The sequence below is a fragment of the Streptosporangium sp. NPDC023963 genome (genome assembly GCF_040639135.1).
Taxonomy (GTDB): Bacteria; Actinomycetota; Actinomycetes; order Streptosporangiales; family Streptosporangiaceae; genus Streptosporangium.
In genome coordinates this window covers 346,320-364,723 of sequence record NZ_JBEZZK010000004.1, presented here as the reverse complement: position 1 = coordinate 364,723, position 18,404 = coordinate 346,320, and the positions used below count along the sequence as shown (strand labels likewise).

The 18,404-nt window shown below is 71.5% G+C and carries 14 protein-coding genes; 2 read left to right on the top strand and 12 right to left on the bottom strand.

The window, feature by feature from the left end; translation table 11 throughout:
• Positions 1-52 precede the first annotated feature (52 nt).
• Together AB0F88_RS16085 and AB0F88_RS16080 are read left to right on the top strand one after the other, a co-directional pair.
• The gene (locus AB0F88_RS16085; protein WP_362683447.1) at positions 53-1,378 is read left to right on the top strand and encodes an MFS transporter; all 1,326 of its coding nucleotides are present in this window, start codon (positions 53-55) and stop codon (positions 1,376-1,378) included.
• Entirely contained in the window at positions 1,371-2,885 is a 1,515-nt protein-coding gene (locus AB0F88_RS16080) for a long-chain fatty acid--CoA ligase (protein ID WP_362683444.1), read from the top strand. The genes AB0F88_RS16085 and AB0F88_RS16080 overlap by 8 nt, the downstream gene beginning before the upstream one ends.
• A gap of 58 nt (positions 2,886-2,943) precedes the next feature.
• Here the strand turns inward: AB0F88_RS16080 and AB0F88_RS16075 are convergent, their stop codons facing one another.
• The 12 genes from AB0F88_RS16075 to AB0F88_RS16020 form a co-directional block, all read right to left on the bottom strand.
• Positions 2,944-4,101 (bottom strand): alpha/beta hydrolase, encoded by a 1,158-nt coding sequence (locus tag AB0F88_RS16075; protein WP_362683441.1) that lies wholly within the window; start codon positions 4,099-4,101, stop codon positions 2,944-2,946.
• A gap of 10 nt (positions 4,102-4,111) precedes the next feature.
• The gene (locus tag AB0F88_RS16070) at positions 4,112-5,542 is read right to left on the bottom strand and encodes a S41 family peptidase (protein WP_362683438.1); all 1,431 of its coding nucleotides are present in this window, start codon (positions 5,540-5,542) and stop codon (positions 4,112-4,114) included.
• On the bottom strand, positions 5,539-6,606 hold the full coding sequence (locus AB0F88_RS16065; RefSeq protein ID WP_362683435.1) for an ABC transporter permease: 1,068 nt from the start codon (positions 6,604-6,606) through the stop codon (positions 5,539-5,541). The genes AB0F88_RS16070 and AB0F88_RS16065 overlap by 4 nt, the downstream gene beginning before the upstream one ends.
• Entirely contained in the window at positions 6,603-7,493 is an 891-nt protein-coding gene (locus AB0F88_RS16060) for an ABC transporter ATP-binding protein (RefSeq protein WP_362683432.1), read from the bottom strand. Before AB0F88_RS16060 ends, AB0F88_RS16065 begins: the two co-directional genes overlap by 4 nt.
• The gene (locus tag AB0F88_RS16055; RefSeq protein WP_362683429.1) at positions 7,490-7,894 is read right to left on the bottom strand and encodes a GntR family transcriptional regulator; all 405 of its coding nucleotides are present in this window, start codon (positions 7,892-7,894) and stop codon (positions 7,490-7,492) included. The genes AB0F88_RS16060 and AB0F88_RS16055 overlap by 4 nt, the downstream gene beginning before the upstream one ends.
• Before the next feature lie 392 nt (positions 7,895-8,286).
• Positions 8,287-9,627 (bottom strand): phytase, encoded by a 1,341-nt coding sequence (locus AB0F88_RS16050; RefSeq protein WP_362683426.1) that lies wholly within the window; start codon positions 9,625-9,627, stop codon positions 8,287-8,289.
• Between the two features lie 338 nt (positions 9,628-9,965).
• Entirely contained in the window at positions 9,966-11,228 is a 1,263-nt protein-coding gene (locus AB0F88_RS16045; protein ID WP_362683423.1) for a DegT/DnrJ/EryC1/StrS family aminotransferase, read from the bottom strand.
• A 20-nt stretch (positions 11,229-11,248) separates the two neighbouring features.
• Entirely contained in the window at positions 11,249-12,340 is a 1,092-nt protein-coding gene (locus tag AB0F88_RS16040; protein WP_362683420.1) for a GNAT family N-acetyltransferase, read from the bottom strand.
• 271 nt (positions 12,341-12,611) lie between these two features.
• Positions 12,612-13,766, bottom strand: coding sequence for a DegT/DnrJ/EryC1/StrS family aminotransferase (locus tag AB0F88_RS16035; protein ID WP_362683417.1), 1,155 nt, complete (start codon positions 13,764-13,766; stop codon positions 12,612-12,614).
• Between the two features lie 75 nt (positions 13,767-13,841).
• Complete coding sequence (locus AB0F88_RS16030; protein WP_362683414.1) at positions 13,842-15,374, bottom strand: lipopolysaccharide biosynthesis protein; 1,533 nt, start codon at positions 15,372-15,374, stop codon at positions 13,842-13,844.
• A gap of 432 nt (positions 15,375-15,806) precedes the next feature.
• Positions 15,807-17,135 carry a M20/M25/M40 family metallo-hydrolase gene (locus tag AB0F88_RS16025; protein ID WP_362683411.1) on the bottom strand — a complete coding sequence of 443 codons (1,329 nt, stop codon included), beginning with the start codon at positions 17,133-17,135 and terminating at the stop codon, positions 15,807-15,809.
• A gap of 147 nt (positions 17,136-17,282) precedes the next feature.
• Positions 17,283-17,666, bottom strand: coding sequence for an Lsr2 family protein (locus AB0F88_RS16020; protein ID WP_362683408.1), 384 nt, complete (start codon positions 17,664-17,666; stop codon positions 17,283-17,285).
• Positions 17,667-18,404: the final 738 nt, after the last annotated feature.

Below are 18,404 nucleotides of genomic sequence, written 5' to 3'. Positions count from 1 at the left end.
ACCTCCGGGCAAGCAAGCGCAGCAGTTCGCTCTCGGACTGAGGAGCTCGGTCATGACGAACCCGTCGGCCCTTCCCCCCAAGCAGGTTCAGCTCCGTCGCGCGGTGGCCTCCAGCTTCCTGGGCAGCGTCATCGAGTACTACGACTTCCTGCTGTACGCCACGGCCTCGGCGGTGGTCTTCAGCAAGATCTTCTTCTCCTCGCTCGACCCGCTCGCGGCCACGGCCGCCAGCTTCGGCACCTTCGCCACGGGCTACCTCGCCAGGCCGCTCGGCGGAGTGATCTTCGGTCACTTCGGCGACCGGCTCGGCCGCAAGCGCATGCTGGTCCTGACCATGACCCTGATGGGCCTCGCCAGCTTCCTCATCGGCGTGCTCCCCACCTACGAGCAGGTCGGCGCCCTCGCCCCCGTCGCCCTCGTCGTCCTTCGCGTGCTGCAGGGCGTCGCGATCGGCGGCGAATGGGGCGGCGCCGTGCTGATGTCCGCCGAGCACGCGACCAGCCGCCGCGGCCTGTGGGCGGGCTTCACCAACGCCGGAGCCCCGTTCGGCATGGTGCTCTCCACCGGGGTGCTCAGCGGCACCGCGGCCGTCCTGGGCGAGGAGGCGTTCCTGAGCTGGGGCTGGCGGGTGCCGTTCCTGCTCAGCATCCTCCTCCTGGCGGTCGGCCTGTTCGTCCGGCTGCGGGTCGCGGAGACCCCCGTGTTCGAGGCGGCCGGCGGCCGCGCCGCCCGGGTGCCGCTGCTGGACGTGTTCAGCCACCATCCGAGGGCGCTGCTTCTCGGGGTGGGCGTCGGGCTGTCCGCGTTCGTGGCCCAGGGCACGCTGACCACCTACCTCATCGCCTACGGCGTCCGGACCGGTTTCACCCGGCAGGCCGTGCTGAACGGCCTTACGCTCTCCTCCGCGCTGGCCGTGGTGGGCATCGTCGCCTGCGCGGCGCTCTCGGACCGGGTCGGACGCCGCCCGGTCGTGCTGGCGGGAGCGCTGCTCATGGCCGCGTTCGGCTTCGCGCTGTTCCCGATGGTGAACACCGGCAGCGTCGCCGTGCTCGTCGTCGCGCTGGTGCTGGGCCAGGCGGTCATCCACCCGCTGATGTTCGGTCCGCTCGCGGCGCTGTACGCCGAGCTCTTCCCCACGAGGAACCGCTACACCGGCGCCTCGCTCGGCTACCAGATCGCCGGACTCGGCGCCGGTCTGGGCCCGTTGCTGTTCGCCCAGCTGGACGCGTCGTCCGGGGGCGGCAGCACGACGACGATCTCGGTGATCATCGCCGTCTGCTGCCTGCTGACCGTGGTCTGCGTGCTGGCCCTGCGCGAGACCAGCGCCGACGACCTCGCCTCGGACGCCCCGGCGGTCCCCGCCGCCACCGATGCGTAACGCCGGGCTCGGAGGCTGGCCCGCCCGCCGGGCCCTGATGAGCCCCGGCCGCACCGCGTTCGTCTTCGCGGGCCGGTCGGTCAGTTACGCCGATGTCCACGAGCGGACGACCCGCCTGGCGTCGCGGATGCGCGAGGCGGGGATCCGGGCGGGGGACCGGGTCGCCTACCTCGGCCCCAACCACGTCGCCTTCGCCGAGACCATGTTCGCCACCCACATGCTGGGCGGTGTCTTCGTCCCGCTGAACTTCCGGCTGGCCGCGCCCGAGATCGCCTACATGCTCCGGCACTCGGGCGCCTCGCTCCTCGTGTACGACCCCGGCTGCGCGGAGACGGTGCGCGGCCTGCCCGGACCGTACACGGTCGTGGCCCTGCGGTCGCCCGCGCCGGGGGAGCACGACTTCGAGACCTGGGTGTCGCAGGGCGGTCCCGAGCCCGTCGACGTCCCGGTGGCGCTCGACGACGTCGCCCTGATCCTCTACACCTCCGGCACGACCGGCCGTCCCAAGGGCGCGATGCTCAGCCACGCCAACCTGGTGTGGAACTGCTTCAACATGATGATCGGCGTGGACGTGGCGAGCACCGAGGTGACGCTGATCAGCGCGCCGCTCTTCCACGTCGCGGCCCTGAACCAGACGATGCTGCCCACCTTCCTCAAGGGCGGCACCTCGGTGATCATGCCGTCCTGGGACGCCGAGCTCTGCTACGACCTCATCGAGAGGCACCGCGTGACGTGGATGTTCGGCGTCACCACGATGTTCGCCGACCTCGTCCGGTCGCCGCGCTGGGCCGGCGCCGACCTCTCGTCGGTGCGGACCCTCATGTCCGGCGGCGCCGCCGTCCCCGTGACGCTGATCCGCGCCTACCAGGAGAGGGGCCTGGTCTTCTGCCAGGGCTACGGACTGACCGAGACCGCACCCGGCGCGACCTTCCTCGAGGCGGGCGAGAGCGTGCGCAAGATGGGCTCGGCCGGGGTCCCGGTCTTCTTCTCCGAGGTGCGCGTGGTCCGCCCCGATCTCACTCCGGCACCGGTCGGGGAGCCCGGCGAGGTCCTCGTCCGGGGGCCGAACGTCACCCCCGGCTACTGGCGGGACCCGGAGGCGACCGCCGCCGCGCTGGGCGAGGACGGCTGGTTCCGCTCCGGCGACATCGCGATCGTGGACGAGGAGGGTCATCTGACCATCGTCGACCGGGTCAAGGACATGTACGTCTCCGGCGGGGAGAACGTCTACCCGGCGGAGGTCGAGAACGTGCTCTTCGCGCATCCGGCGGTGGCGGAGGTCGCCGTGGTGGGGATGCCGGACCGGAGGTGGGGCGAGGTGGGCCGCGCTTTCGCCGTGCTCCGTCCCGGTGCCGCCGTCACCCCCGGCGAGCTGACGGCCTTCCTCCGTCCTCGGCTCGCGAAGTACAAGATCCCCGTCTGTTTCGAGATCGTCGACGCGCTGCCGAAGACGGGATCGGGCAAGATCCGCAAGTCCGAACTCCGCGACCGCCCCCTGCCCGGATGAGGGCGGGACCCCGGGGACGGCGAGCGGCCGACGTCCCCTGCACCCATGCCGTACGGCTTCAAGGGGTGCCGCACGTCGCGGGGCAGAACGTGACCTCGGGGTAGCGCGGTGACGGTCCCTTCAGCAGGGGTTGCTGTCGTGATTTCAGGTGCTGGTCGAGGAAGGCCGCCACGTAGGCGCGGGTGAGCTCGGCGGAGCGCGCCCCGGACAGGGCGCGGTGGGAGGGTCTGATGCCGAGGGCGCCCGCCAGCAGCGGCAGGTCGGTGAAGGAGTGGTGCTCGCTGCCCGACAGCACGAGCCAGCGCTTCCATCCGGTCAGCAGCTTCCAGTCGCGGTCCCACGAGGTGTCGCGGCCCCCGGGGACGTGCTGCGGCGCGCCGATGAACATGAACGGCCGGGCGAACCCGCTCTTGGGGATCCGGGCGTAGGTGGTGCCGTCCATGTCGATCCCGGCGCGTACGCGCGAGTCCTTCACCATGGCCGCCACGGCGGCGGCCCCGCCGATCGACTGGCCCACCATCGCGATCCTTCCGCCGTCGATCAGGCCGGAACCGTCCCACTCCGATGGCAGCCGATCGAGGACGAAGGAGACGTCGGCGGCCCGGCCCTGGACCACTCTGGCGCCGAAGCCGGGGTCGGTGTCGCTGTCGCAGGCAAGGCATTCGGCGACCCGCCCGTCGGACAGGGTGGTGGCGTGGCTCTCGTGGGTGTGGTCGATGCCGGCCACGACGTACCCTCGGCCGGCGAGGTCCTCGGCCAGGGAGGTGAGGGTGCTCACCGGCTTGGTGAAGCCGGGAGAGAGCACCACCAGCGGGAATCCGCGCCCTGCGGGGTCGGCGTCCTTGACGGCGTTCGTGCGCGTCCTGCTCAGCGTGTCGTACGGCGCGCTGACGATCCTGGAACCTTTCAGCAGGAGCTCCGACTCCTTGGCCGTCATGTAGGGCGCCCGCTGTCCGTCGCTCCGCTTGGCCGGGTACCACAGGGTGACCTTGAGCTGCCTGGCGTCGGCGTCGAGGTCCCAGGGGTCGGGGCGGGAGGTGTCGGTCAGGTGCAGGACGGTGGTGCCGACCGGGTGGGTGCCGGTGGGGGTGGGCAGGGTGGCGGGGCCGGTCGGGGTGAGCGGTGGGCCGGCGTCGGCCCGGGGCGGGGTGGGCGCTGAGCAGGCGGACGCGGCCAGGACGACCAGTCCCGCGGCGACGGCCAGGAGCTGTCTCATGGGGGTCCATTCACTTGTGCAGCAGGGCCACGGCCTTGGCCAGGGCGGGGTCGCGTCCGGCGGCGGCGTCCTCGGGGGTGAGGGGCACGTGGTGGTCGGGCGGCACGCCGACCTTGTCGATCACCTCGCGGTCGGGTCCCAGGTGGTGTTTGTCGGGGAAGCTCAGCAGGGTGTTGTTGGCGAGCAGGTAGGAGCCGGCCGGGCCGGAGACGAGCCCGGCGGTCCTGGTGCCGACCAGGTGTCCGATGCGCAGGTCCTTGACCGCGGAGCTGAAGTGTTCACACGCCGAGGCGCAGCCGCGGTCGGTGAGTACTACCAGTGGCAGGCCGAGGAGTTCGACGGTGTCGTCGGTGCGCATGGTCTGGCATGTGCCGTCCACGGTGCACTGGTAGGCGGTGTTCTTGCCGTGGGTGAAGGCGCTCAGCAGTCGGATCGCCTCGGTGGGGCTGCCGCCGCCGTTGCCGCGCAGGTCCAGCACGACGCCCGACAGCGTCCGGCCGGTCCGCAACCGGGCGACGGCCTTGAGTACCCGGTCCGCGGAGTCGGGGGCGAACCCGGTCATCCGCACCTGAGCGACGTCGTCGTCCAGCAGTTTCGACTGCACTACTTGCAGGGTGTCCAGGTCGCGCTGGAACAGGCCGGGCTTGAGCATCATGCTCCAGCGGCGGCCGGTGGCCTGGCGCAGCAGCCGCAGCCGTACCGGCCGTGCGTCGGGGTATTGCGGGTAGAGGGTGGCGATCGCGGGGGTGGCCTTCCCGTCGATGAAGGGCGCTGATCCGTTGACCGCCTCGATGACGTCACCCGGGCGCAGGCCGGCGGCCCGCGCGGCGCCGCCTTGTACGGTGGTGACGAACAGCGGGGCGAGGGCGGTGCCGGGGTTGGCGTTGGCTTGTGGGCCGGTGACGTTGGCGGTCAGGCCCAGGCCGTAGCCGTCGCCGTCGTAGTAGTCGGGCGGTCGTTTGACGTCGTGCGTCCAGCGGGCGTGGTTGTCGCCGAGGCTCGCCACGATGGCTTCCAAGGTGACGTCGGCGAGCTTGTCGCGCAGGTCGGGGACCTGGTCGGTGACCTTTGTGTAGGCGGTCTCGAAAGCGGTCCAATCGGTTTCGCGGTCGCCGGTGAGGGCGGGCATGGTCGCCTCGGGTACGTCGTGCCCGGTGCGGTTGAGTTCTTGGGTCAGGGCGACGAATCCGGCGATCAGCAGGGAGCGGGCGTCCAGGGTAGCGCCGCTGTAGTAGGTGCCCAGGATGCAGAAGTAGGCCTGTTCGATGACGTCGATCGTGGTGGCCGTTTCGGCTGCGGGGGGTCCTTGGGGGCGGGCGCAGACCGCCGGGCCTGTGGTGCCGGCCTGGAGGCGTGGCGGTGTGGGCGCGGTGCAGGCCGCCGCCAGCAGCAGGGCGAGTCCAGCGGCCGCGGCCCTGGCAACGGTCCCGACAGTGCTCACGACAGGCGCCTTCGGACCCACCAGAAGCAGAACCAGGTGAGGGCGGCGGTGAGCAGGGCGTAGATGCCGGTCTCGATCCACTGGAAGGGCCAGAAGCGCTCCAGGGGCTGGTAGGTCGCCTGCTGCCGGTAACCGAGCCGGTTGACCTCGACCAGGCACCCGTCCATGCCCCCTCCCGCTCCCGGTCCCGGCGGTGCGCAGGGCCCCGACGTGGTGGAGGTCCTGATGGCGGCGCCCTCCTCGCCGCCGCCGGAGATGATGCGCCCGGACGGATCGACGAAGTCGCTGGACAGGACCCAGGCGCCAGCCCCTGCCTGACCGGGAACGGCAGAGTCCAGCGTGATGTACACGAACTGGTTTTCGTCCCGTCTTATGCCGATGCCGTCCACGTTCGCATGGCTGAGTTCGAAGGTCCCGGCGACCGGGGGCATCAGGTGGGGACGGACGAGCAGCGGCATGGCGAGCTGGATCGCGACGAAGACGGCCAGGGTGAGGGCCATGGCGGCCAGGGTGCGGCGCACCAGCATGCCCACGGTCACGCCCAGGACGAAGGCGAAGGCCGCGTACCCCATCGGGGTGATACCGCGCGCGCCGAACACCAGGGGAGCCATCAGGGCTAGGTCCGGAGCGGCCGACTTGTCCAGGGGAGCGGACCACCAGGTCACCGCGAGGCCGCACACGCCGGCCGCGGCCACGGCCACCAGGCCGGTGAGCCCGAGCTTGACCGCCAGCCAGCGGCCGCGGGTGATGCTCTGGTTCCACACCAGCAGGTGCGTGCCCGCCTCCAGCTCGCGGGTGATCAGCGGCGCCCCCCAGAAGAGCCCGACCAGCGCCGGCACGAGCAGCACGAGGAGGCTGACTGCCAGGAAGGGCATCTGGTAGTCGTCGAAGAGGCTGTCGAAGAAGCGGTCGCAGGTGTCGTCCCGCACACAGGCGGCGATCCCGGTGGAGTAGCGAGAGGCCAGTTCCGGGCCGGTCAGGGCCAGGGTGGCGACGAGTGCGACGAGCAGGGCGGCCGTCATCGTGGCCGAGCCGCGGAACTGGCGCCAGGTCAGCCAGATCATCGCTGCACCTCCAGGGCGGTTCGCCGGTTGTCGGCGGTGCGTTTCTCCATGTAGGCCAGGACGAGGTCCTCCAGGCCGAGCCGGCCGACCGTCCAGGCGGGGTCGTGGATCGGGGCGTCGGTGCGGACCACGTACGTGCTCTGCCGGTCGGTGTGGCGTGCGGAGATCACGTGCTGGTCGGTGGGGAGCCGGTCGGGGGCGCGGCGCGGGCCGGTGAGCCGGTGATGGGTGGCCAGCAGCTTCTCGGTCTCCCCGGCGATCTGGACGCGCGAGTCGACGAGCACGATGAGGAAGTCGCAGATCCGTTCCAGGTCGGAGACCAGGTGGGAGGAGAGCACCACGCTCAGCGTGTGCTCGGCGGTGGCCTCCATCAGCCCTTGCATGAACTCGCGGCGGGCCAGCGGGTCCAGCGAGGACACCGGCTCGTCCAGGATCAGCAGCTCGGGCCGCTTGGCCAGGCCCAGGGTGAGGGCGAGCTGGGCGCGCTGGCCGCCGGACAACTTGCCCGCCCGCTGGGTGGGGACGAGGCCGAGCCGCGCGATACGCTCCCGTGCCATCGCGGCGTCCCAGCGGGGGTTGAGGCGAGCGCCCAGCCGCAGGTGCTCGGCGACGGTCAGTCCCGCGTAGACGGGAGTGTCCTGGGCGACGAACCCGACCTTGGCCAGCTGCGCCCGCCCGCTGACGGGCCGGCCGCCGAGTACGGTGATGTCGCCCGCCGTCGGCTCCAGCTGGCCGCCGGCCAGCTTCAGCAGCGTGGTCTTGCCGGCGCCGTTGGGGCCCACCAGCCCGACGACGTGGCCCGCCGGGATGTCGACGGTGCACTCGCGCAGCGCCCAGCGCCTGCCGTACCGCTTGCCCAGCGCCTGGGCCTTCAAGACAGCGGTCACGCTATGTCCTCCTGAGCGGTGGTCCGAAATGTGGTCATGAACAGGGCCTCGATGCTCTCGTCGTCGAGGCCGGCCCGGCGGGCCTTGGAAAGCCAGCGCTGCAGCTCCAGCCGTAGCGGGCCGTGCGCGGCCAGCGAGGTGTCGGTGAGGGTCGCCGTGACGAACGTCCCCACCCCTGGCCTGGCGGCGACCAGGCCCTCGTGCTCGAGTTCCCGGTAGGCCTTGAGGACGGTGTTGGGGTTGATCGCCAATTGCGCCACGGCCTCCTTGACGGTCGGCAGCTGGTCGCCCTCGCGCAGCAGGCCGAGTCGCAGCGCGTGCCGTACCTGCTGGACCAGCTGCATGTACGGCGAGACGCCGGACTTCGCATCCAGATGGAACTCGATCACCAGTTCCTCCATTTATCTACTGTCCTAGTACTTTAGATTATTACATGTATGGAACTTGTTAAGAAACGTTCGGCGGGGCCGGTGCCGGCGCGTGACGCCGACGAGCCCGGTGCGGGGATGACAGCACCGGGCTCGTGGCAGGGGTGACCGCACCGGGTTCGTGCGGGCTCACGGTAGGGACGATCCCACCGGTTCGTGCGGGCTCCGGCGGGAACGACCCCACCGGGTTCGTGCGGGCTGTGACGGATCGGCCGCGCCGGGTCCGCGGTGGCGGACCGACGCGGCCGGGCCGGGTCTGTGGTGGCGGACCGACGCGGCCGGGCCGGGTCTGTGGTGGCGGACCGACGCGGCCGGGCCGGGTCTGTGGTGGCGGGCCGGATCGGCCGGGCCGCGCTGGGGGACCGTCAGTCCCGCGGGTTCCAGCCGTCGGTGTCCACGTCGAGGTCGAGCGCGCCGGCGACGTCGCCCCACCCGACGAACTTGAAGTTCGTGTTCTCCCTGGCCTCGCCGTCCCCGTCGACCGCCCCCGGGGTGTTCTCGCCGTCGTGTGCCACGAGCAGGCCCTTGTCGAACCGGCCCAGCGGGACGTTGACCACCATCGAGCCGTCGCTGTGCTCGACGCCGTCCAGGCCGTGGCCCGCGCCGATCCGGAACCGCCCGACGTAGTCGTTGCCCTTGCGGTCGTAGACGATGAAGGTGTTGTCACCCTGGCCGGAGGCGAGCAGGTAACCGCCGCCGCCGTCACCGTGGTAGATCGTCAGCCCCTCGGCGTCCGCCGACAGGTGCCTGCCGCCGTAACCGGGGTCGGCGCCCGGCGCGCACTCCTCGGTCTCGGGGTCGTAGACGCCCGGCCTGCCGTACTCGCGGACCTTGTCGACCAGCTTCGGGGCGCCGGTGAGGTCGGCCCGCATCCGCCAGATGCCCACGTCCTCCTGGGCGGCGTAGAGCACGTCCCGCTCCCCGTCGACGACCATGCCCTCGACCTGGGGCAGCTCGCCGGGCTCCAGGCACGGTGTCCAGGTCGTACGGTTCGGCAGCCGGAACGAGGCGGGCAGGTCCAGGGTGCGGACGAGCCGGTAGCCGACCTTCCCGTGCGCGGTGGCGGTCAGCCTCAGCAGCGCGACGCGCGTCCTGTGCCGCTGGCTGACCAGGACGTAGGTGCCGGTCCCGTCCTGCCAGGTGGCCAGGCCGTACGCGGTCCGCGCGTCGTTGACCTGCTCCTGGCCGGTGTTGAACACGAACGGCACGGCGGGGTCGGTCAGGTCGGTGAGCGGCGCCCGCCCGCGTCCCGCCCCTTCCCTGTCGACAGCGTCCTTGTCGACGGCGTAGAAGCGGATCTGGTCCCGGCCCCGGTCGGAGACGACGGCCAGATCGGTCCTGACGCCGTTGGACAGGCGCAGGCCGTACACCAGGTCGACGTTGTTGAACCGGCCGGGCTCGTCGTCCTCGCCGGGGGCCGCGGGGGCGGGTACGTGCTGGAGCTGCCTGCCGTCCAGGTCGTAGGCGTAAAGGCCGCCCTCCTTGGCGGTGGTCATCACCACGCTTCCTGCCGAGCGGGTGGGATGCACCCAGATCGCGGGGTCGTCGCCGTTGGCGTTGCCACCGGCGTCGTCGTCGAACAGGGCGGGGGTCTCGACCCGGGGCTTGACCGTGGGCATCCCGTCGGCCAGCGCGGCGGGCGCGAGCGCGGATCCGGCCAGGCAGAGCGCCAGCGCTGCCAGGCAGAGGCGAGCAGGTGAACGCATGGGCACCTTCTTGTGCGTGAGATATGTGGAGAAATGTCTCTTTTGATCATTGGGGGGTCGTCATAACGGGGAGTTGACGAGAGGGAAACACGGTGTCCGCATGGCGTGATAGCGGAATTAACAAATTCGTACGGTCTCGTACCGGCCGGCGCGCCGGTGGCCCGCGACCGGCGTCGTGACACCTTCCGCCCGGGGCCGTCCACGGGCGGTGAGGTGAACCGCCCCGCCGCGGGTGTCAGCGATATGTGCGCCGTCTGACAGCGGCCCGGGGGAGTGTGCGCGGGTCACCACCATCGAGGAGGAGTCAGCGCTTCACGCTTTCGAGGCCGAGGGGCTGGTCAAACGGTTCGGCGGGGCCACCGCGCTCGCCGGGATCGACCTGGCCGCGCGGCCGGGCGGACGTCCAGCTCGGCCAGCAGACCGGCCATGCGGGCGGCGCGAAGCGGGTCGACGGGCAGGACGTGGCCGGTCCACCAGCGGGCGACCTCCGGGGTCGGCCCCGCGGGAACCAGGTCCAGGTAGTCGTCCAGCGGCGGATCGTAGATGAAACCGGGCACCACGCCCCGGCTCTCCAGCCGGGCGACGACCTCGTCGCGGTCCTCGACCAGCAGGGGCACCCGCAGCAGCGGCTGCGGCGGGGCGTCGCGGACGCCCTCGGCCGCCCAGGGCAGGGTGCGCAGCAGCTCGACCCCGGCCACCCGGCGCTCCCGCTCGCGGTCGATCACCCGGAACCGGGAGCGGTGGTAGCCGCGCAGCAGCGGCCCCTGACGCATCCGCCAGTCGTCGAGGTCGATCCGCAGCCAGTGGTCCATGGCACGCGGGTCGACCGGATCGGCGGCGACGACCGCGCGCAGCTCGTCCTCGCGGGGCGGGCAGCGGTGGCCGGTCCATCGCACGAGCCCGAGCGCCTTGAGCGCGTGCCACATCGGCCTGACCAGCCCGGTGCGGTAGATCGTCTCGCGCAGCACGGGCCGCAGCGTGCCGAGCAACTGGGCGCGCGCCCCTCCGGGGAGCAGCAGCTCGTCCCTGGCCCGCGCCAGCTCGGGCAGCGCGGCCGGGTCCTCCGCGGTGAGGAACCCGCCGGACATCGCCCGCCCGTGCTTGGCGAGGCTGAACACCCCGGCGGTGCCGAAGGTGCCCGCCGGGCGGCCGTCCACGACCGTCTGCATGGCGTGCGCCGCGTCGTCGAGAAGGAGCACGCCGCGCCGGTCGCACTCGGCCCGCAGCTCGGTCACCCGGTCGGGCTGGCCGTACAGGTGCGTGGTGACGACACCGGCGAGACCGGTCCAGTCGACGGCGGGGACGTCGATGTTGCCGTCGCGCCAGGAGACCGGCGCCATCACCGGCTCCAGCCCGGCGGCCAGCACGACGAACAGCACCGTCTCGCAGTTCGTCGGCGAGATCAGCACCCTGTCGCCGCGCTTGAACCAGTGGCGCAGCGCCAGCAGCAGGCCGAACCTGGCGGACGGCACGTGGAGGCACTCCTGGCCGATCCGGTCGCGCATGGCCGCCTCGAGCGCGCGGCGGCCGTTCCCGCGGCCGTTCCCGCGACCGTCCGCACGGCCGTTCCCGCGGCCGGACGTGGCGGGGTCAGCGCTCATCGGGCCCTCCTTCGGTCGGCTCACGTGGTCTTCCCGCGGGTGCGCAGCCGACCGTACCGCTTCATGGCCCTGTCGGCGGCGCCGTACAGGGCCGGGCTGTCGAGGATGAACCGCCGCACCCGGCGGACCGGCTCGGTGCGCAGCCAGTGCGCCGCCGCGCCCGCCGACCGGCGGCGCACGATGCCCTCGGTGACGGGGACGGTCCGGCTGCACAGCGCGTCCTTGTACTCCGAGCCGTTGCTGATGCCCAGGTCGAACGAGGTGACCCCGAGCTTCGCGGCGGCCTCGGCCATGTGCAGGTGCTGGATCAGGCCGGGGGAGTATCTGGCGTACTCGGGGTCGTAGGCGGGAAACCATCCGATCATCGTCGTGCCGGTGCGCAGCCCGAAGTGGCCCGCGACGGGCCTGCCGCCGGCGTACAGCATCGACAGCGGCCCGGCGAAGTCGTCGGTGTCGACGGCGTGCAGGCGCTCGGCCAGCTCCACGACCCACGCCCTGCCGAAGCGGTCGGGACGGCCCATCCGCTGGTACTGGGCGGACTTCCACTCGCGCAGCAGCCGGAACTGCTCCGGGTCGCGCACCGCGAACTCGGAGGTGACCTCGCCCGCGTCGCGGCCCAGCTTGCGCTCCTTGTACAGGGTGGTCTTGAGGAACTTCGGGGAGCGCCCGCGCAGCTCGTCGAGGAAGGCCGAATAGCCGCCGCCGAGGTCGAGGAGCACGGCCTCCTGCCTGAGCGTCTCGAACGGCTGGAACCACGGCTGGCGCTCGACCATGCAGCCGAACTCCCACACGCTCAGCCCGCACGCCTTGAGCAGGGCGCCGGAGTCGAGCTCGGCCCCCGGCCGGTGGACGACCCCCTGGGAGAGCGAGACCCACCCGCCCAGCGCGGCGCCCACCCCGCCACCGTGCCGCTCGAAGGGGAAGAACCCCACGGGCCCGTCCGACTCGGTGATCACCGCCACCCGCGCCGCCGCGCTGACCTCGCCCATCGCGACCGTGAAGTCCGGGCTGAGGAAGGGGTTGTCGAGATGCGGGTTGGAACGTTGCATCCCCCGCCATGCCGCGATCTCGGCCGGGCCCAGCTCCGCGGGCCGGATGACGCTGATCCTCATGCGCCGCCCCCCGCCGGGCGAGGACGACCAGCGGTGGGCGCAAACCTGCCGTTCACGAGGCGGTGGTCCTTTCTCGAAGCCTGGTCCCAGGCACTGGACGTCGTCGGGCGAAGGACGAGATCCACTGGGCGCGGGCACGAAGGGGTGTACGTCACGGCACGAGGAAACCATCCCGGAGCCGGGAAGCGATCCCCCGAACCGCCAGCCGGTAATCAATGAGTCAAATCTATCTGGGATGTCGCCCTATGCGCTCAGTAGCCCGCCAGATTCGCTAGGCGACGTCGAAGGAGGCCGGTCCCGGGGGCACCCTGGGTGGCATCGGGGGGACCGCGGGGATGAGCCGCTCGATGACCGGCAGGGCGCGGTGGGCGTACAGCGGGTCGATCGGCAGCACGTGCCTGGCCCACCAGCGCGCCACCTCGGGCTCGGGAGAGGGGTCGGTGAACTCCGGCAGGTAGCCGTCGTACGGCGGGTCGTAGAGGTAGCCGGTGGCGACCCCGTGCCGCTCCAGCTCGGCGATGGCCCCGTCGCGGCCGTAGACCAGCAGCGGGACCCGGAACAGCGGCTGGTCCAGGTGGCGGCGGACGGCCGGTGCCACGGTGGGCTGCGCGGCCAGCACCGAGACACCGGCGATCCGCCGTGACCGCTGCCGGGGCAGCGCGTGCAGGCGCCGCGACTGGTACCAGCGCGAAAGGTGGCCCCGCCTGGCCCGGTAGTCGTGCAGATCGGCCTGGACCCAGGAGTCGAACGCCGGCAGCTGCTGCGGTGCGTACTCCATCGCCCTGAGCAGCTCCGCCGGACGCGGGGCGATGCGGTACCCCTCGCGCTCCTCCTCCATGCCGAGCGCGCGCATGGCCCTCAGCGCCGGGCGGACCATGTTCAGGCGCAGCGCGGCGTGCCGGCCCGCGGAGGTCAGCACGCTGTGGATCTCCTTTCTGAAGACGCCGGGCTGCAGCAGCCGGTCACGCTCGCGCTCCAGGGCGCGCAGGTCCGGGAGGTGCTCGACCGCGATCACCCCGCCGGAGCCCGCCCCCGCGTGCTTGGACAGGCTGAACACGCCGGCCACCCCGAAGGTGCCGATCGGCCTGCCGTTCACGCTCGTCTCGATCGCGTGCGCGACGTCCTCGATCAGGATCTTGCCGCCGAACGCGGACACCCGGTCCGGCAGTCCGTACAGGTTGGTGGTGAGCACCGCGTCGACCGTGTCGAGGTCGACGGCGTCGACGTCGATGTTGCCGTCGTCGAGGGAGAGCGGGGCGATGACCGGGCGCAGCCCGGCCGCGAGCACGAGGAAGAGGATCTCGTCGGCCGACAGCGGTGACATCAGCAGCCGCTGGCCGGGATGACACCAGTGCCGCAGGGCCAGATACAGGCCAAGGCGGTTGGAAGGCAGCGATAGGCAGAGGCGATGTGTCCGCTTCGCCACAATGTGCTCAGGAGTCACTGGAGACCGTCTATCACGTACGACATCGGGACCGCAAACCGGCGGCCGCGTGTCGTCCTAACCGGTGCTCACCTGGGAGGTCTTGCCATGGTTCATCACCCTGCGCATGTTCGGGAAGACCAGCAGCGCCACCAGGAGCTGGCTGCCGAGCATGGCGTAGCCCACCGCGGCGATCCCGAAGTGGGGGAAGAGCACCGCTATTGAGGTGAGGACCAGGACGGCCATCCCGATCTGGACGAGGGCGAGCTTGCGCGCCTCGCTCTGGGCGCGCAGCATGCTGAGGCAGATCTCGATCACCGTCTGGGGGAGCACGGCGATCGCCATCAGGCGCAGCAGCGGCGAGCCCGCCTCGGCGAAGCCAGGGCCGAACACGCTCAGGATCAGCGGCGCGCCGATCACGACTATCGCGACGACCGGGCCGACGATCAGGAAGGTGCGCCGCAGCGCGTTGCGCACGCTCTGTGCCAGCTGGGCGGCGTTGAAGGACCCCTCGACGGTCAGCGAGACCGCCATGTTGGCCGCGAGCAGCCCGACCATGGAGCCCAGCGTGTGGGCTATCGAGAAGTAGCCGAACGTCGGCGCGTCGTCGAGCCAGCCCGCGACGATGACCGGCACGAGATAGAGGATCAGCAGGATGGAGAACGCGCCGGGGAAGTCTCCGGCGAGGAAGCGGCCCACCTCGCGCAGGCGCGGCGGGTTCGCGGCGCTCACCTCGGTGTTCTTGACGTGCTTGGGGATGATCACGCCGAAGATGAGCCAGCTGATCGGGATCAGCGCGATGGCCGTCGGCACGATCCACGAGACGAAGATCCCGCCGAAGACGCCGCCCTGCGGCAGCGCGTACGCCAGCGCGACGAGCAGGCCCATCTTGACCAGGCCGAACGCCAGGCTGTTGACCGGCACCCAGACGGCGTTGCGCAACCCGGCCAGCGTCACGTCCTGGAGGGTGAAGACGGTCCACACGAGCACCGAGGCGAGGAAGAACAGTCCCGGGCCGAGCCCGCCGAGGTCGGCGTAGACCGAGCCCCAGATCGGCAACGTCAGCAGGAACCCCAGCGCCGCCACCAGGCCGGCGGCCCCGGCGACCGCGTAGCCGCGCAGGACGAACTCGGCGGTGCGGCGCCCGGCCACCGGGATGAACCTGGCCAGGGCGCCCGCGAAGGCGAGCCCGGTCAGGGAGGAGAACAGCCGCATCGCGCTGATCTGGGCCTGGCCCTCGCCGAAGGCGGCGGCGGTGTACAGGTGCGTCGCGAGGAACCAGTAGCCGAGGCCCAGCACGGCGGTGATCCCCGTATTGATCATCAGCGCGTAGCCCTGCAGGAACAGCGGGTTCCTCAGGTCCTTGCGCAGGCGGTCCATCAGACCGGTCCCGCGCTCCTCGGTCGCCGTCCGGCCCGCCGCCTGGTCGCTCCCCTCGCGCGTCACGCCGCCATCGTCGGCCGGGCCGCTTGCACCGACCTTGCCACCCGCTGTACGGAGGCCGGTGGCCGCGTTCACCGGGGGTTCGGGGCCCTCGGGCCGGGTGCCCGGCGCGGGAACGCCGCCCCTGGGCCTGGCGTGCCGGCCTCGTCCGGTGCCGTGCTCACTCACCCCGGTGCTCCCGGTCCGCGCCGTTCCCGGAGGCGGCGCGGGAGCACCGGGGATCGCTCGGGCGGGGTGGATCGGTGGCCTCGCCGGCGGGCCCCGGAGGGCACGTCGCCGGCGTACGCGTCTCGTCACGAGACCTGCCGGTCACCGAGGGGTACATGAGAATCGGCACGTGAGTCATGATGCCCCAGTTTCAAGCGAGCCGTGTCCGGCATGTATCCGGAAGTCCCGGGCACGGCCTGATCGTGATGGGGACTGCCCTGCTTTCGTGGGGTTGAGGGGGTGGAGCGGGAGTGGCCGAGGTCACCGAGGTCACCGCGAGCGACCCGCGATGTGCGGAGCGGGTTCGCGGGAGCCGGGCGGTCCGGGGCGAGGGCGCGCCACCCGGGTCCTCAGGGTCCTTGGGGCCGGGGGTCTCAGGGCTTTTCCGGGTCCTCAGAGGGCCGGTGCCGGCGCGGGCGCCGCGGAGGCCCGGGAACCTCGGGAGGTGAGGAGACGGTTCAGGACGCGGACGCCGAACTCCAGGCCCTCGACGGGGACGCGCTCGTCCACGCCGTGGAACATGCCGAAGTAGTCGAGGTCCGGGGTGAGCATCAGCGGGGCGAAGCCGTAGCCCCTGATGCCGAGCCCCGCGAAGGACTTGGCGTCCGTGCCGCCCGACATCACGTACGGCACCGGCCGCGCCGCCGGGTCCTCGGCCACCAGGGCGGCACCGAGCCGGTCGAAGAACGGTGAGTCCATCGGGGCCGAGGGGGCATCCTCGACGTTGACGAACTCCCGGGTCACCCGGGGGCCGAGCAGGCGGTCGATCGTCTCCAGGAACTCCTCCCGGTATCCCGGCAGGAACCGCCCGTCCACGTGGCCCTCGGCGGTGCCGGGGACCACGTTGACCTTGTAGCCCGCCTGGAGCATCGTCGGGTTCGCCGAGTTGCGGATCTGCGCGCCGAACAGGTCGCCGATCCGGCCGAGCCGCGCGGCCTCCTCCTCCAGCCGGTCGAGGTCGATGCGCTCGCCGAGGATGTCCGACAGGTCCTCGATCAGCGCCGCCACCCCGGGTGTCAGCCGCACCGGCCAGGGGTGGGAGGCGATCCTGGACATGGCGTGGCAGAGCTCGGCCACCGCGTTGTCCACCGGCGGGCGGGAGCCGTGGCCCGCGACGCCGGTCGCGGTGAGCCGCATCCAGGCGGTGCCGCGCTCGCCCACCGCGACCGGGTAGATCCGCGCGCCCGGAGCCTCGACGCTGTAACCGCCGGACTCGCTGATCGCGTCGGTGCAGCCGTCGAACAGCTCGCGATGGTGGCGCACCGCGTAGCGCGCGCCGTACTCGCCGGTGGCCTCCTCGTCGGCGAGGAAGGCCAGCACGACGTCCCGGTCCGGCCGCACCCCGCGCCGGGCCCAGTCGCGGACCAGGGCCAGCGTCATGGCGAGGGTGCCCTTCATGTCGACCGCGCCCCGGCCCCAGACGCATCCGCCGGAGACCTCGCCGGAGAACGGGTGGATCCGCCAGTCGGAGGGCCGGGCGGGGACCACGTCGAGATGGCCGTGGATCAGCAGGGCCTCGGGCGAGTCGCCGGGGATCCTGGCGACCACGCTGGTCCTGCGGCTGGCCGACTCGAACACCACCGGCTCGATCCCGGCGTCGGACAGCAGGGCGGCGACGTGCTCGGCCGCCGGACGCTCGCCGGGGCCGGGGTTGGTGGTGTCGAACCTGATCAGGTCCGAGCAGATCTGCGCGACCTCGCTGCTCATCGACTCGCTGCTCATCGACGAAACGCCCCCCGGAGACAAGAACCCACAATCTGGATCAAAGGTGCATACCCCTCCGGGTTGGAAATAGCACCTCGGGTCGTCGTGTCGAGCACTCCCGGCCGGCTGCGACGCCGCTACCCCTCCAGGGCCCGGGAGCTTGGCTCACTCGCTGAGCGCGGCCTGCGGAGTCTTCTTGGTCGATCCCTTGGCCACGCTGGGGTCGCCGGCGGCGAACGCCTCGGCGACCTTCCCCCCGATGCGCCCGCGCTCGCTCACCTCGATCCCGTGGGACTTCGCCCACGCCCGGATCTCGGCGCTCCGCTCGCGGTTGCCGCCGGAACCCTTCGCCCTGCCCTTGCGGCTCAGGGAGGTGCTCGCCTTGCGGGCGGCGGACTGGAACGGTTTGAGGGCCTCACGAAGTTTCGTGGCGTTCTTCGAACTCAGATCGATCTCGTAGGCGGTGCCGTCCAGGCCGAACGAGACGGTCTCGTCCGCCTTCTTGCCGGTGATGTCGTCGGTGAACGTGACGACTTGCTGACGTGCCATTGTGCGACTCCTTAATCTTGGCGCCGGAGCGTGCGGTCGTGAACCCGACCGACGATGGTTCCCGCGTCTCTTCCCCGTGCGCAAAACTCTAGTCCCTCCTTTCACCGCCGCGCTCAGGAAACCCCTGCCCACCGGAGATCCACCCTTCAGGTTAATTACTCAAGGCCGAACTCCGACGTCTCCACGTCATTGGGAAATGCTTCCCGCTCGCGGGGGATTAAAAACGACGGCGGCGCCGTGGTTTCCGAGCGCCTTGTATGCCGAGATCTGTCGGCCACCCCGGCGGATTTTCCGGAAGGGGGCATCTGGGCGCTTTGGAGTTTCATGACCTCCGGGTGGTTTCCGGCCTCGCCGCCCGGAAAAAATCGACTTCCGCCACTTGGGGCGACTCCGGTCCGTCGTTCCACTGCCGTTCGTTTCACGGACGCGGCCACGCCGGGCGCGGCGATCTCCCGCCGTCGCCCCTCTCGGTCGCCGGGCGTGTCCTTCGTCCCCTTTTCGCTGCTCAAGGCACCTGCCGAGCCGAGGTCGCAGGGAGGGAACCGGAGGGTGGGCCGGGTGCGGAGAGGCGGGGAGGAGAAGCTCCACGCGCGTCGTCCCGGGCGCTCGGCGGACAATTCACGCACGCCGGATGTCCGTAACCGAACGCGTTCCGGGATTCTGGCGGACAAATGACTTCGCCGCGTCCGGAATGCGTGCCGCCGGTCCACGGGTTTGCCGGCGTCCGGCACCGGGTGT